The sequence below is a fragment of the Streptomyces sp. NPDC038280 genome, from assembly GCF_055600045.1.
This window is the reverse complement of sequence record NZ_JBVJYZ010000001.1, coordinates 314,530-329,137: the sequence shown is the minus strand read 5'-3', so window position 1 is coordinate 329,137 and position 14,608 is coordinate 314,530. Positions and strand designations below refer to the sequence as shown.

The following is a 14,608-nucleotide window of genomic DNA, read 5'->3' as shown; positions in this document are numbered from 1 at the left end:
CTGATTACCGCTAGTCCTGGAGGAGGGCGAAGCGCAGCCGCTCGCGGGTCTCCGGGGTGAGCTTCAGGCCCTCGGAGAGGTACCGCTCGACGCTGCCCCAGTTCGCCTCGATGGTGTCGAAGGCGGCGGAGAGGTACTCCGCGCGTGCGTCGAAGAGGGGGCCGAGCAGTTCCATGACCTCCGGGGACATGGCCTCGGCCGAGGTGCTGCTGCGGCGGACCTTGTAGCGGCGGTGGGGGTCGTTCGACTTGAGGTAGTCCGTCTCGATCGCCTCGCGCTCGACGCCGACCGCGAGCAGGGACACGGCGATGGAGAGCCCCGCGCGGTCCTTGCCGGCCGCGCAGTGCATCAGGGCGGGGACGCTGTCCTCGGCCATGGCGTGCAGGACCCGGCTGTGCTCGGCGGTGCGGTCCGTGATGATCTCGCGGTACGTGTGCGTCATGCGGGCGGCGGCCTTGCCGTCGCCGAGGAGGGAGCGCAGCTGGGCGAGGTCGCCACCGCTGACCATCTTCCAGAACTCCTTGCCGTCCGCGGGGTCGTTGAGCGGGATGTTCACGTTCCGCACGCCGGGCAGGGCGACGTCCGGGCCCTCCACCTTCTGGTCGGCGGCGTTGCGGAAGTCGAAGATCGTGTGCAGCCCGAGGCCGGCGAGGAAGGTCGCGTCGTCATCGGTGGCGTGGGCCAGGTGCCCGCTGCGGAAGAGCCGCCCATAGCGCACTGTCCGCCCGTCCACGGTCGGCAGCCCGCCCACGTCCCGGAAATTCCGGACTCCGGTCAGCTCGGGTTCGGTCGACGGGACCTGCGGCAGCTGCTGCGTCACGAGAGCTCCTGAGGTGTTCTGCCGTCGGCGCTGATCGCCGACGTGGCGCGGCCTCGACGATACGACATCGGTTCCTGAGGCAATCATCTCGGCGGGAGCCTCCCGACACGCCGGTTCCTGAGGAACTGGCGGCAATCGGCAGAACATTTGCTGTTGAGTGCAATGCGTATGGAATGAGCCTTCTGTCCGTATTGAGTTGTTCGGCATGGCGTGCCCCGGTAATGCGGGAGATGGGTACGGGCACGTGAGCAGCGTCATAAACGTGACCGTCCGTGGCGGAACACGGAAGTCGAATTCCTTGCTCACGACGGAGATTGATGATCCGGAGTCGACGGAGGGTGACCGGAATTTCGCGCCGATATCACAGCGCCCATTCGCGATGGAATGCGATGGCTTGTTAGCGCCGACCGGCTCGTCTACGGTCACCGTCAATCCGGATGGACCGCCGAATCCTGCCACCGTCCGGAATTCACACCCACCCACGTGTGGCAGGAGCGGGGGACCCAGGTAAGAACGCCGATTCCGGATTTCCGGAGGCGGCTCGGGGTTAAGGCGCGCCACAGCGCGACCGGGCATCTCCAGCCCGAACCCGACAGCTCACCTCGCAGGCGCCGGAGAGGAATTCGCCATGCCCGCGAAGGGTAAGCACCGCCGTCCCAAGGCCAACCCGATCACGCGTGGATTCGTCGCCGCCGGAACGGGTGGCGCCGTCGTCGCCCTTCCGCTTCTCGGCGCGACCGGAGCGCACGCCGCCGAGGCGAGCGCCCCGGCCGTGACGCAGGGAACCACCGTCGCCGCCGCCAAGTCCGTGGCACAGCAGTCCGCCAAGGCCGCGCCGAAGACGTACTCCGTCGTCGCCGGTGACTGCCTCTCGACGATCGCCGCGGACCACCACCTCGCCGGTGGCTGGAAGAAGCTCTACCACGACAACCGCCAGGTCGTCGGCGAGAACCCCGCGCTGATCATCCCCGGCATGAAGCTCACCCTGGGCGCGAAGTCCACCGCCAAGGCCAAGCCCGCGCACAAGGCGGCTCCCAAGGCCGCGCCGAAGGCGGCTCCGAAGGCGGCCCCCAAGGCCGACGACTCGGCGCGCAGCTCCCGCAGCAGTGACCGCGCGTCCGCCCCTTCGACCTCGACCTCGGCGTCCACCCCGGACTCCACGTCGGCCTCCGGCTTCACCGCCCCGGTCAGCGGCCCGAGCGTCACCACCCCGTACCACGCCTCCGGCTCCATGTGGTCCTCCGGCTACCACACCGGTGTCGACTTCGCGGCCTCCACCGGCACGACCGTCAAGGCCGTCGGCCCGGGCACCGTCGTCTCCGCCGGATGGGGCGGCGCGTACGGCAACGAGGTCATCATCCAGCACACCGACGGCAGCTACTCGCAGTACGGCCACCTCTCGTCCCTCTCGGTCTCCTCCGGTGAGAGCGTCACCGGCGGACAGCAGATCGGCCTCTCCGGCTCCACCGGCAACTCCTCCGGTCCGCACCTGCACTTCGAGATCCGTACGGGCCCGAGCTACGGCTCGGACATCGACCCGCTCGCGTACCTGCGTCAGCACGGCGTCTCCATCTGACCCGGTACACGCGCGAATCCCGTACCGAGGCCCGGCACTTCTGTGCCGGGCCTCGGTCTATTCCGGCTTGGGTGAATCTTGACCGGTGGCATATGTCACGCCCCGTCAACCGCTCCTTACGGTCGCGTAGGTCACATCCGTAAGGGAAAGATGTGGTCCCGTGGCAGACCGTTCGAGAGCAATAGACAGTGGCACAGGCGTATTCGGTTCGTACGCGGCGATCGGCGACAGCTTTACCGAAGGGGTGGGGGACCCGGGGCCCGGGGAAACGTATGTGGGTTGGGCGGACCGCCTCGCGGTCCTCCTCGCCGACCGGCTTCCGGAGGAGGACCACGACGGCTTCCGCTACGCCAACCTCGCCGTCCGCGGACGTCTCCTCGACCAGATCGTCGAGGAGCAGGTCCCCCGGGCGAAGGAACTCGCCCCGGAACTGGTGACCTTCTGCGCGGGCGGCAACGACATCATCCGGCCCGGCACCGACCCCGACGAGGTCGCCGAACGCTTCGAGCGCGCCGTCGCGGACCTCACCTCGGCCGTGGGCACCGTGATGGTCACGACCGGTTTCGACACGCGCGGTGTGACCCTGCTGCGTCATCTCCGCGGCAAGATCGCCACGTACAACGGGCATGTGCGGGCCGTCGCCGACCGGTACGGATGCCCCGTCCTCGACCTGTGGTCCCTCAAGTCCATTCAGGACAGGCGGGCTTGGGACAGCGACCGGCTGCACCTGTCGGCCGAGGGCCACACCCGGGTCGCCCTGCGCGCCGGCCAGGTCCTGGGCCTTGAGGTGCCCGCCGACCCCGACCAGCCGTGGCCGCCGCTGCCTCCGCGGGGCGCCCTCGAAGTGCGCCGGGACGACATCCAGTGGGCGCGCGAGTATCTGGTGCCCTGGATCGGACGCAGGCTCCGCGGCGAATCGTCCGGCGACCACGTCGAGCCGAAGCGCCCCGACCTGCTGCCGCTGTGACCTCGGGGGCCCGGCGGATCGCGGACCGCCGGGTCGCATGACGCCGCGGCTCGCGCCACCCGGGCCCAGCGCGCGGGAGGCTCGCGGCCCCCGAGGGGGCGCTTGATCCAGGGCCGCTCGGGCTCGTGCCGCCGGGGCTCGGGGGCGGGTCTGGGGTGTTCGGGTGCGCGCCGCCGGGGCGGGCGACGGCCCGCCCCGGCGGCGCGGCCGGTCTCAGTGCGAACCGGCGCCGGCTGCCTCAGGGACGCCACCGCTCCCACCCGTCTCACCCATTCCTCCGGTCTCACGGAGCGCACGGCTCGCGGAGGCCTCGCCGATCTCGCAGTGGTCCTTGAAGCCCTGGCTCGTCAGCCCCAGCGCGGCGTTCATCCGCGACCGCAGGTTCTCCACCGCCACCATCGCCGTCAGCTCCACGAACGCGGCCTCGCCCAGCGCCCCGACCAGCCGCGCGGCGAGTGCGTCCTCGACCGTCGGAGGGTTGGCGGTCATCGCCTCCGCGTATGCGAGGACGTCCCGCTCCAGCGGGGTGTACGCGTCGCTGTCGCGCCAGACCGGGACCTCGCGCAGCTTGCGCGCGTCCATACCGCGCCGCTGGTTCTCCCAGTGCCCGAAGTCCATGCACCAGCTGCAGCCGATCGAGGCGGCAGCCGCCATCACGGCCAGGGCCTTGAGATCCGCGTCCAGCGCCTTCCACTTCCCGACCGCCAGCTCGAAGCGCAGGTCCGCGCGGAGGACGCGCGGGTTGTGGCTGAGGGCGAGAGCGGGTTCGAGGATCTTGCCGTAGGTCCGCTTGCAGTACCACTCCATCGCGCGCGAGAAGAGCGTGCGGGGCGGGGTGAGCGAGATACGGGCCATGACGGGCCTCCTGGGTGTCGCGTGGTGACGTTTCACCGAGGAGACGGATGCGGCACCGTCAGATGTGACATCGCGGCCGGGAAATCCTCGACCGACTCCCGGCCGCCCTGTCACCCGCCCTGTCACGCAGCTCTCACCTGCGACAACGCCACCAGCGTCGTCCGCCGCCCATAATGGAACGACCCCGAACACCAGGAGGTGCTGTGACCGGCGCTGGCTCTGTTCATCCGCTGCGTGCCCGGCTTCGCTCGCTGCGGGCCGCGGCCTTCGGCGCGGACCCCACGGGAGAGCGGATGGAGCGGATCCGCCGCTCGCCGAACTTCGCGGACGGGGTCTTCCAGAATCCGGTGGCCGCCAGCCACAGACCGTCGGGTTCCTCGGTCGAATTCGCGAAGGTCTACTTCCAGAAGGAAGCCCGGTCGCGGCGCTCGCCCCTCGGCGTGATCCCCGTGCACACCACCACGCTCGCGGAACTCGCGAAGCCCCCGGCCTCCGGCCTGCGGATCACGTGGATGGGGCATTCCAGCGTCCTCGCCGAGATCGACGGCGTTCGCGTGCTGTTCGACCCGGTCTGGGGCAGGCGCTGCTCGCCCTTCTCCTTCGCCGGGCCCCAGCGTCTCCACCCGGTACCCGTACCGCTCTCCACCCTCGGCCCGGTCGATGTCGTCGTCATCTCCCACGACCACTACGACCACCTGGACATGCCCACCATCCGCGCCCTGGCCGGCACGGACACCGTCTTCGCCGTGCCGCTCGGCGTCGGCGCCCATCTGGAGCGCTGGGGTGTCGCCCCCTCGCGCCTGCGCGAGCTGGACTGGAACGAGTCCACCGAGGTCGCGGGCCTCCGCCTGACCGCCACCCCCGCGCGCCACTTCTGCGGTCGCGGCCTGCGCAACCAGCAGCACACCCTCTGGGCGTCCTGGGTCGTGGCCGGACCCGAACACCGGATCTACCACAGCGGCGACACCGGGTACTTCCCCGGCTTCCAGGAGATCGGCGCCGCGCACGGCCCCTTCGACGTCACCATGATCCAGATCGGCGCGTACAGCGAGTACTGGCCCGACATCCACATGACCCCGGCCGAGGGCATGCGGGCCCACCTCGATCTGCAGGGTGGCAGGCCGACCGGAGTGATGCTGCCCATCCACTGGGCCACCTTCAACCTGGCGCCGCACCCGTGGGCCGAGCCGGGTGAGGGCACGGTCGCCGCGGCGGCCCAGACGGGGTCCCGGATCGCCCTGCCCCGGCCCGGTGAGCCGTTCGAGCCAACCGCCGCGAAGGTCCCGGACGCGCCGTGGTGGCGTGAAGTCGCGCACGAGCCGGTGGGCGGCTGGACCCCGGCAGGCGACAGCCTGCCGGTCCCGTCCGAAGCCGGCGCGTCCGTGGAATCCGTCGTCCCCGGCGAGGGCAGGGACACCCAGGAGACCGCGCAGACGCCCTGACCCGCGTGTGGACGAGAACCGCGGAACACCGTGCGGGCCGGCGCCCCAGGGCACCGTTCCAGCGGAAAACGCATTCCGTATCGCGGACGCTTCGGGCGGCATCCCGGTAGGCGCGCTAGCCTGACGTCCAGTCAGTTCGCGGGTCCAGGGGGAGGGGTGCCGCATGGCCGTGGCCATGTACAAGGCCGTCATGCTCGCGCGGGAGAACGAACGGCTCCACGAGAAGCTCCGCGCGCGTCGTAAGAAGCTCAACCGGCGCCTGACCCAGGAGAGCGCGGCCCAGGAGGAGCGGCGGCAGGCCGTGTACCACCGGGCGCTCGTTCCCTTCCGGGACGCCTTCGAACGCCTGAAGCGGGTGGACCTGGCCGAACTGGTACCGGTGGACCCGACCGGGCACACCTCGGCCGACGTGGAACTCCGGGAGATCAGGGAGTTCGCCGTCTCCGCCGTCGGCTCGCTCGCCGGTGGCGCGGCGACCGGCGCCGGCGTCGGCGCGGCCACGTACCTCGCCGTCGGCGCCTTCGCCACCGCGTCCACCGGGACGGCGATCTCCGGCCTTTCCGGGGCCGCCGCGAGCAGCGCCACCCTGGCCTGGCTGGGCGGCGGGTCGCTGGCCGCGGGAGGCGGCGGGGTCGCCGCCGGGACGGCGGTCCTGGCCGCGGTCGTCGCCGTCCCCGCGCTGCTCGTCGCCGGCGTCCTGCTCGAATGGCAGGGCCGCTCGGCCCGCGACGCCCAGCAGGAGGTCGCCGAGCAGCTCGGGCGGGCGGAGGCGGAACTGGACGAGATCCGAGGCGTTCTCTCCGAGGTGTTGCAGCGCAGCCGGGAGGTCCGTCTCGTGCTCAAGGAGCTCTGCGGGGCCATGGAGCAGCGGCTGCCCGCCTTCGCCGCCCTGGTCGCCGAGTGCGACGACTACGGTTCCTACGACGCGCGGCAGCGCGCCCAGGTGAAGGAGCTCTTCGACCTCGCCTGTATGACGGTCACGGTAATGGGAGCCCCACCGGCCGGGGAGGACGGCCGGGTCGGCGAGCTGTCCGGCCGGGTCGTGGCGGACGCCCGGGCCCGGCTCGCCGAACTGGGCTCCGCCGCATGAGCCGTACGGCCCTGCCCGGCGCCGCCGACCAGGCCGTCTGGACGGTCGCGGACGCCGCCACGCGGCGGCTGGCCGAGGCCACCGTTGAGACGCTGTCCACCAGGGAGACCGTGGAGCGGCTGGCGCGCCGGTACGAGAACATCGGCAACGCCCAGCGCGCGGGTCATCTCTTCGAGGTGCGGCACGCGCTCTCGTTCAACCAGCGGGCGATCCGGGCGGGCGAGTCCGTGCGGGCCGTGGTCACGGAGTGGGCCGACGGCGGCTCGCACACGGCCCCCGCCGACCTCCATCTGATCGACCGGGGACGGCTCGTGGGGGAGGCGCAGGCCAAGCTCATGAACGGAGTCCCGGCGACGGCCCATCAGGTGGCCCGGCCGCACTACGACGGAATGGCGCGGCTCGTGGCCGGCGACAGGGTCGCCGCTGTGGACAGCCTCCTGGAGCGCCGGCTCACCATGTCACCCGAAGGGGTGCGGTTCGTGGACTACGCCGATGCCCGGGCGCACCTGACGGATCGGCTGGAGTACGGAGACATCTCCTCCGTCCCGGTGGACCTGACCGACGCGCACCGTTCGGCCCTGGATCCGAGGCGCTGGGCACGCGGCGAAGCGGTTCGGGCGGCAGGCCGGGAGGCGGCAGCCGCGGCGGGTGGGGCGGCGGCGGTCGGCGGGCTGGTCGCCGGAGTCGCGTCCGCGGCCGGGCAGTTGGCCCGAGTGCGGGCGGGCGAGACCTCCGCCGCGTCGGCCGCTCTCACCGCGGCCGCGGCCGCCGTGCAGGGGGCGGCGCGTTCCGGCGCGGTGGCAGGGCTCGGCTCGGTGGTCCGTACGGCGGCGCGCGCCGGCCGGCTGCCCGTGGTGCTCGGCGGCGGGGATACGGCGTTCGCCGCGGCCGGAGCCGCCTACGCGGTGGCGGAGGCCGGGGTGGAGCTGGCTCGGGGCCGGATCGACGCGGGTGAGTTCGCGGCCCGCAGCGCGGAGGCGACCCTTCGGATCGGTCTGGGCTGGGCCTGCGGGGTGGTGGCCCAGACGGTGATCCCGGTCCCGGTGGTCGGGGCGCTGGTGGGCGGTCTGGTGGGCCAGGCGGTCGGCACACTGGTCGCGCAGGGGCTTCAGGCGGCCCTGGTGGTGGTCCGCGGCACCGGCGGACCGGGCGCGGCCCTGCTGGAGCGGGAGCTGCTCACGGTGTCCCTGACCTCGGGACTGCTGAGTTCGGCGGCCGCCGCCCTTGGTCCGGAGACGCGCGCGTCGGCCGTCGTGCTGCCCGGGCTGGTGGCCGTACGGGAACGGCTCGCGAGCGCCGATCCGGCGGGGGCACTGAGCGGGCTCGCGGCGCTGACGGTCGAGGAGGCCGGGCGCCCGGTGTTCCTGACGCCGGTCGAGTTCGACGCGTGGATGATCGCCGAGGAGGCTCCACTGGTCCTCGACCCCAACTGGTGAGTGGTCGCGCGGGATGGGACCGGACCGGTGGGAGCGGGGCGACGCCGTTGCCGGGCGCGGTGGGGGCACGGCGGGCGCCGCGAGCGGGGTCGGGTCCCGGGTCGTCGGCCCCGGCCCGGTGAGCCCATCGGGCCGGGGCCGCGACGGTCCCGGACGCGCCATCGTGGCGCGAAGTCGCGCACGAGCCGGCGAGGGGCCGGGTTCCGGCAGGTGACAGCCGGACCACCCCGTCCGCGGCCGGTGCCCCGGTGGAAGGCGCCCGCGACGAGGGCGGACACCCGGGAAGCCGCGCGGACCCCTTGACCGCCAGCGCGTCAACGCAGCGTTTTCGCGCTGCCGTACGAGGCCTCATACCAGAGCGGGACGCTCGGTGGGCAACTTTGTCAACTGCCCGCCGCACATGAACGGTTCGCGACTACCGTGTGTGTCCGGTGATCAACGGTGGGCTCATCGGACTCGCTCCGGGCCCACCGGTGCGCCGAAGCCGAACACCCGTATGACGCCGATTCCTGGGGCCCACGTACCAAGGACGCTGATGTCTCAACTTCGCGCACCCGTCGCGCGGCCGGACCGCCGCGAGGGCGGGCGGCACGGCCGGCCAGGCGCCCGTTCCCTCTCCAGCTCGGGGAGGCCCGCGCCGCTCGTTCCGGAAGCCCGTATACGCCCCCAACTCCTGCGCACCTCGGTGCTGCCGGCCGTCGTCGTCGCCCTCGGTGGCGCGGCAGCCGTGCTCTTCACCATCCGCTCCACCGGAGCCACGCCGTCGACGGGCCTGTGGGCCGCGCTGACCGGCTCCGCCGCGCTCGCCGTGGCAGGCGTGGCCGCCGCCGTACTGGGAGCGGACCGCGTCGCCAAGTCCGTCCTGGACCGGTGCCACGCACTGCGCCGCTCCAGCGCGCGCGCCCAGAGCGACCTGCGCACCGTCGTCGAACAACTCCGCCGGGGAGAAGGGCCGCCGGCCCGCTCCCAGACCGCGCCGCCCGCGCTCGGCGGAGACGAGTTCGACCTGCTGGCACAGGAGCTGAGCCGCTCCCACGACGCCGCCGTGGCGGCCGTGGTGCAGGCTTCCCGGCTCTCCAGCAGCGTCGGCAACGAACAGAAGGTGGAGGTCTTCGTCAATCTGGCCCGGCGGCTGCAGTCGCTCGTCCACCGGGAGATCCAGCTGCTCGACGAGCTGGAGAACGACGTCGAGGACCCCGAGCTGCTCAAGGGCCTCTTCCATGTGGACCACCTGGCGACCCGCATCCGCAGGCACGCCGAGAACCTCGCCGTCCTCGGCGGCGCCATCTCGCGGCGCCAGTGGTCCCGTCCCGTCACCATGACGGAGGTGCTGCGCTCCTCCATCGCCGAGGTCGAGCAGTACCCCCGGGTCAAGCTCGTACCGCCGATCGACGGCACCCTGCGCGGGCACGCCGTCGCCGACGTCATCCACCTGCTCGCCGAACTGGTCGAGAACGCCACGCTGTTCTCGGCGCCGCACACCACCGTGCTGCTCCGGGCCCAGCACGTCACGGCCGGGCTCGCGGTCGAGGTCGAGGACCGGGGCCTCGGTATGCCGGTCGCCGAGCAGACCAAGATGAACGCCCTGCTCACCGACCCCGACCAGGTCAATGTGGCCCATCTGCTCCAGGACGGCCGGATCGGGCTCTTCGTGGTCTCCGCGCTCGCCCGGCGCCACGGGATCGCCGTACGCCTGCAGTCGAACATCTACGGCGGGGTGCAGGCCGTCCTTGTCCTGCCGCAGGAACTCCTGGGCGACGAACCGGAGGGACTCGCCCAGGGCGAGGGCCAGACCGGGCAGACGGCCCCAGCGGGCCAGGTGGGCCAGGTGGGTCAGGCCGGTCACGCAGGTCAGGCGGTGCGGCCGGTCGGGCAGTCCGTACCGGGCGCCGACACCCCGGCCGCACCCATGCCGGCGTACGCGGCCCCCGCGCACGTACAGACCCAGTCACCCGCCCCCGAACCGGTTCACCGGTCACTGACCTACACCACGTCGGCCCCCGGTATACCCGTCCAGGCGGCGGCCCACCGCGCCGGGCCCCCGCCCGCTCCGCCCGCCCCCGTGAACGACGGTGCGTACCCCGCGCCCCTGCCCGTCCGCGGTGAGCAGAGCGACCGGCCGAACCCGGCGTCCGCGCTCCCCGGAGCCGGACCGGCGCACCGCGCGCCGTCGCCCGTGCCTCCGGACCAGGCGTACCCGCCGGCGGACGATGTCGTGCGCGGCACCATGGACCGGCCCCAACTGCCCAAGCGGCGCGCCCAGGAGCACCTCGTTCCGCAGCTGCGCGACGAGCCGGTGGCACGCAGGCACGAGGAGTACGCGCTGCACGACCCCGGTCTGATGGCCGCCTTCCAGCGCGGCATCGGACTGGCCGAGTCCCAGCCCGCGCGCGTGGACACCCCCTACGAAGCACCACTCGAACCGCAGCGACACGACGATTCCCACAAGGAGTAGATGCACCATGGCGAGCGATGCGCCGAACGGCCATTCCTCGGATCTCGACTGGCTGCTCAGCGGCCTGGTCCAGCGGGTCCCGTACACCCGCAACGCGGTTCTGCTCTCCTCCGACGGCCTCGTGAAGTCGGTGCACGGCCTGGACACCGACAGCGCGGACCACATGGCAGCGCTGGCCTCGGGCCTGTACTCACTGGGCCGCAGCGCGGGCGCGCGCTTCGGCGACGGCGGAGAGGTGCGCCAGGTGGTGGTCGAGCTCGACTCCACCCTGCTCTTCGTCTCCACCGCCGGGTCCGGCACCTGTCTGGCCGTACTCGCCGGCCGGGAGGCCGATGCCGCCGTTCTCGGCTACGAGATGGCGATGCTGGTCAAGAGCGTCCGGCCGTACCTGATCACCCCGGCCAGGCAACCGGCCGCCGTCCCCGGCGCGAGGGGGCGCTGAACGTGCCGTCCCCCAAGGACGGGCCGTGGCTCGACGACGCGGCCGGCCGGCTGATCCGCCCGTACACGGTGAGCGGCGGCCGGACGCGGCCGACGGCCGCGTTGGATCTCCTCTCCATGGTGATGGCCACGGGGTCGGCGCCGCAGGCCCAGCTCGGCCCGGAACACACCCTGGCTCTGGGGCTGTGCGACGGGCCGACCTCGGTCGCGGAGATCTCGGCGCACTTACGGCTGCCCGCGGTCGTCACCAAGGTGCTGCTCTCCGATCTCGTGGACTGCGGGGCGCTCACCGCGCGGGCACCCCGGCTCCACGGCAACCCCACCGACCGTTCTTTGCTGGAGGCAGTGCTCGATGGCCTACGACGACGGCTCTGAGCGCCGAAACGACCACCACGAACCGCACCACGACACTCTCCCGCCACACGGAGAACACGCCCCCGGCCTCTTTCCCACCGCGCTGAAGATCCTCGTCGCGGGGGGCTTCGGGGTCGGCAAGACCACCTTCGTCGGGGCCGTCAGCGAGATCGAACCCCTGAGCACCGAGGAGCTGCTCACCCAGATCAGCGTCGGCACCGACAGTCTCGAGGGTGTCGAGTCCAAGACCACAACCACGGTGGCCATGGACTTCGGCCGCATCACCCTGGACGACCGGCATGTGCTCTATCTCTTCGGCACACCCGGCCAGGAGCGCTTCTGGTTCATGTGGGACGAGCTGTCCGAGGGCGCGCTGGGCGCGGTGATCCTCGCCGACACCCGCCGCCTCCAGGACTCCTTCTCCGCCGTCGACTTCTTCGAACGGCGCGACATCGGATTCGTGGTGGCCGTCAACGAGTTCGACGGCTCCTACCACTACGAACCGGACGAGGTGCGCGCCGCGATCGACCTCAAGCCGGAGGTCCCGGTCGTCCTCTGCGACGCCCGGATCGCCAGCTCCGGGATCCAGACCCTGGTCACCCTCGTTCAGCATCTGCTCACCACCACCCCGGCCCCGACCCCGGCGCCGAGCTACGGAGCACCGTCATGACGTACGACCCGACCGGTCACCTGCTGCTCACACCCGTCGACCGGGAGGCGCCCGCGCGGGTGCGCCGACTGCGACAGCTGGGCCTGGGCGAGCGCCCCGACCCGGCCTTCGACGAATTCGCCCACAAGCTCGCGGAGGTGACCGCCGCCCCGTACTCGATGGTCAACTTCATCGACGAGAACCGGCAGTTCTTCGCCGGGCTGCACACGCCCGAGGGCACGCGCTCCGGCGCCGACCTCGGCGCCGCCGCGGCCGGCGCCGACGTCGGTCGCTTCATGGACAGGGACCACGGTTACTGCCCGCACGTGGTGGTGCGCCGCAAGGCCCTCGTACTGGAGGACGTCTGCGACTACCCCCGTTTCGCCGGCAATCCGGTGGTCGACGAGATCGGCATCCGCTCCTATCTCGGCGCGCCGCTCATCGACCGGACGGGCACGGCCCTGGGCACCATCTGTGTCGTCGACACCGAGCCGCGTCCCTGGGGGCGAGCCGGCCTGGAGACCATCAAGTCCCTTGCCGCGGAGCTGGTGGAGCAGATCCACCGCCGCGAGGACGGTGGTCTCTGAAGCGGTCGCATCCGGTCGTCGTCCCATGACGTCCCAGGGGGAAACATCTGCCCCTGGGGCGTCATCCGTGTCCGCCGGGCCCCGCGGTGGCCGTTTCGGGCGCGGGTGCCGCCGCGTCCAGGTCGCTGGGGCCTGTCGTTCGGATCTTGCCGGCTGATCCAAAGGACAGACCCCTAAAGCGCCGGTGCCATCCTCACCACGTCGGCGAGCCGCTCGGACCACTGTCCCTTCGCCGCTCCCAGGGCAACCTCGGCGAGCCGGAGCAGCTGTACGTCGGACGTCCCCGCGGGGGCGAAGATGTGGTGCGCGTCGCGGAGATACCGCTCGATGGGGCGGTCGGTGAAGAGCCCTGCCCCGGCGTGGATCTCCATGGCGTTGCGGGCCGAATCGAGCGCCGACTCCACATTGACCAGCTTGGCGTTCATCAGCTCCGCGTCGCAGGGCAGACCCTGGTCGAGCAGGTGCACCGCGTGGTACGCGGCGAGCCGGGCGGTCATCAGCCGGGACTGGAGCTGACCCAACTTGAGCTTCACGGACGGCAGTTCGTACAGCGGCTTGCCGTAGCGGATCCGTTCGGCGCAGAACGCGGTGGTCTCCTCCACGATCGCCTGATGGATCCCCAGCGACACCGCGGTGAGGTTGGCCCGGCCGTAGAGCACGCTGGAGGAGTACGCGACCGCCAGGCCGTCCCCCTCCTCGCCGAGCCGATTCTCGGCGGGCACACGGCAGTTGTCGAAGACCAGCTCGCCGAAGCCGAAGCCGTGCAGGCCCATCGCCGGCTGCTGGGCGCCCACCCGCAGGCCGGGCGTGCCGGTTTCGACCAGGAAGGCCGTGAGGCCCCCGGAGCCGGGCCCCGTGCGGACCACCACGCCGTGCAGATCGCCGATGTGGCTGTTGCCGACGTACACCTTGCGGCCGTTGAGGACGTAGTCGTCACCGTCGCGCAACGCCTCGGCGCTCATGCCCAGCACATGGCCGCCCGACTCGGGTTCGGTCACCGCGATCGTCGGCAGGCAGGAGCCCTCGGCGATCGCGGGCAGCCAGGTCTTCTTCTGTTCCTCACTGCCGAAGTGGACGATCTTGGCGGCTCCGAGCTGTGACGCCTGCACCATGGCGCCCATGGCCGCGCTGACCCGGGACAGCTCCTCGATGATGATCGTCTTGGCGAGATGGCCGGCACCCATGCCGCCGTAATCCCGGTTGATCGTCGCGCCGAGCCATCCTTGACGCGCGATCAGCCGGGAGAGTTCCCGATGGACGGAACGAGCCGCCTCCATCGAGGGAATGCGTGGCCGAACCTCGCTCTCGGCGAAGTCCCTGACGTTCTGGCGCAGTTGATGATGCATTCGACTGGCGAAATAACCGTCCATCCGAGCCCTCCCCTGCGAAACGCCTGCTCGACCTGTTGTTCGAGCAGGTGGTGCACCGGCAGTGGTCCCGTCCTGAACGGGCCGACTACCTCATGATGTTGATCTTTTCGAGCCCCTTCAACGTCGTTCCCAGCTTTGTCCGAAAGTGGAACCGTTGACGATGCGTAGTCGTCTCGTTTCCGGTGGTAGCGGCCTGTGGGGCCCTGTTCGTAGGGCATTCCCGCAGTGCTTCTTTCTGCCACATGCCAACGGCAAAGGTTTTGCGGGCATATGGCACGGAGGCGCAATTCCTGACCTCATAGGTGCACAGTCGTACCTCCGAGGTGGCACGGCAGGACCGATTCGGCACCGTTCTCGACCGGAGTGGACGCCTCACGTCCACGGCCTGTCCGGCGCGAGGGTGCGCCCCGGGGGGTGACAGGCGTGCGCGCGCGGGTGGGGGAGTGCGCTGGGGCGCGCCCGGGCCGCCCGGCGCCCATCCCGGAGGATGCGTTTTCTGAAGCCCATCACATGGCGTGCCTATCGCGTCACGAGGGGTCAGGGCTCCGAGCCCCTGCCGCGCCGGG

General features: G+C 71.6%; 13 protein-coding genes and 1 riboswitch. Of the genes, 10 read left to right on the top strand and 3 right to left on the bottom strand.

Annotated elements, in window-relative coordinates:
- Positions 1–10: 10 nt before the first annotated feature.
- The gene (locus ACZ7J0_RS01460) at positions 11–820 is read right to left on the bottom strand and encodes a tyrosine-protein phosphatase (protein WP_470882941.1); all 810 of its coding nucleotides are present in this window, start codon (positions 818–820) and stop codon (positions 11–13) included.
- A gap of 466 nt (positions 821–1,286) precedes the next feature.
- Positions 1,287–1,446: riboswitch (cyclic di-AMP (ydaO/yuaA leader) on the top strand.
- Positions 1,447–1,448: 2 nt separating this feature from the next.
- Between ACZ7J0_RS01460 and ACZ7J0_RS01455 the strand changes: the two genes are divergently transcribed.
- Both ACZ7J0_RS01455 and ACZ7J0_RS01450 read left to right on the top strand, forming a co-directional pair.
- Positions 1,449–2,396: a M23 family metallopeptidase gene (locus tag ACZ7J0_RS01455; RefSeq protein ID WP_470882940.1), complete on the top strand. Its 948-nt coding sequence runs from the start codon at positions 1,449–1,451 to the stop codon at positions 2,394–2,396.
- Positions 2,397–2,556: 160 nt separating this feature from the next.
- Positions 2,557–3,363, top strand: coding sequence for an SGNH/GDSL hydrolase family protein (locus ACZ7J0_RS01450; RefSeq protein ID WP_470882939.1), 807 nt, complete (start codon positions 2,557–2,559; stop codon positions 3,361–3,363).
- Positions 3,364–3,576: 213 nt separating this feature from the next.
- On the opposite strand, the gene ACZ7J0_RS01445 is transcribed toward ACZ7J0_RS01450, so the two are convergent.
- Positions 3,577–4,218 (bottom strand): carboxymuconolactone decarboxylase family protein, encoded by a 642-nt coding sequence (locus ACZ7J0_RS01445; protein WP_470882938.1) that lies wholly within the window; start codon positions 4,216–4,218, stop codon positions 3,577–3,579.
- A 203-nt stretch (positions 4,219–4,421) separates the two neighbouring features.
- On the opposite strand from ACZ7J0_RS01445, the gene ACZ7J0_RS01440 reads away from it, so the two are divergent.
- From ACZ7J0_RS01440 to ACZ7J0_RS01405, 8 genes are all read left to right on the top strand, one after another.
- Positions 4,422–5,660, top strand: a complete 1,239-nt coding sequence (locus ACZ7J0_RS01440; protein ID WP_470882937.1) for an MBL fold metallo-hydrolase — start codon at positions 4,422–4,424, stop codon at positions 5,658–5,660.
- 163 nt (positions 5,661–5,823) lie between these two features.
- Positions 5,824–6,750 (top strand): hypothetical protein, encoded by a 927-nt coding sequence (locus ACZ7J0_RS01435; RefSeq protein WP_470882936.1) that lies wholly within the window; start codon positions 5,824–5,826, stop codon positions 6,748–6,750.
- A complete protein-coding gene (locus ACZ7J0_RS01430) occupies positions 6,747–8,186 on the top strand; it encodes a hypothetical protein (protein ID WP_470882935.1) in 1,440 nt (479 codons plus the stop codon). The genes ACZ7J0_RS01435 and ACZ7J0_RS01430 overlap by 4 nt, the downstream gene beginning before the upstream one ends.
- 535 nt (positions 8,187–8,721) lie before the next feature.
- Positions 8,722–10,641, top strand: a complete 1,920-nt coding sequence (locus ACZ7J0_RS01425) for a sensor histidine kinase (RefSeq protein WP_470882934.1) — start codon at positions 8,722–8,724, stop codon at positions 10,639–10,641.
- Positions 10,642–10,648: 7 nt separating this feature from the next.
- On the top strand, positions 10,649–11,083 hold the full coding sequence (locus tag ACZ7J0_RS01420) for a roadblock/LC7 domain-containing protein (protein WP_470882933.1): 435 nt from the start codon (positions 10,649–10,651) through the stop codon (positions 11,081–11,083).
- Positions 11,084–11,085: 2 nt separating this feature from the next.
- Positions 11,086–11,457, top strand: coding sequence for a DUF742 domain-containing protein (locus tag ACZ7J0_RS01415; protein WP_469121795.1), 372 nt, complete (start codon positions 11,086–11,088; stop codon positions 11,455–11,457).
- Positions 11,435–12,106: a GTP-binding protein gene (locus ACZ7J0_RS01410; protein ID WP_470882932.1), complete on the top strand. Its 672-nt coding sequence runs from the start codon at positions 11,435–11,437 to the stop codon at positions 12,104–12,106. The genes ACZ7J0_RS01415 and ACZ7J0_RS01410 overlap by 23 nt, the downstream gene beginning before the upstream one ends.
- Complete coding sequence (locus ACZ7J0_RS01405) at positions 12,103–12,672, top strand: GAF domain-containing protein (protein WP_470882931.1); 570 nt, start codon at positions 12,103–12,105, stop codon at positions 12,670–12,672. Before ACZ7J0_RS01410 ends, ACZ7J0_RS01405 begins: the two co-directional genes overlap by 4 nt.
- A gap of 173 nt (positions 12,673–12,845) precedes the next feature.
- Here the strand turns inward: ACZ7J0_RS01405 and ACZ7J0_RS01400 are convergent, their stop codons facing one another.
- Positions 12,846–14,042 carry an acyl-CoA dehydrogenase family protein gene (locus ACZ7J0_RS01400; protein WP_470882930.1) on the bottom strand — a complete coding sequence of 399 codons (1,197 nt, stop codon included), beginning with the start codon at positions 14,040–14,042 and terminating at the stop codon, positions 12,846–12,848.
- Between the last annotated feature and the right edge of the window lie 566 nt (positions 14,043–14,608).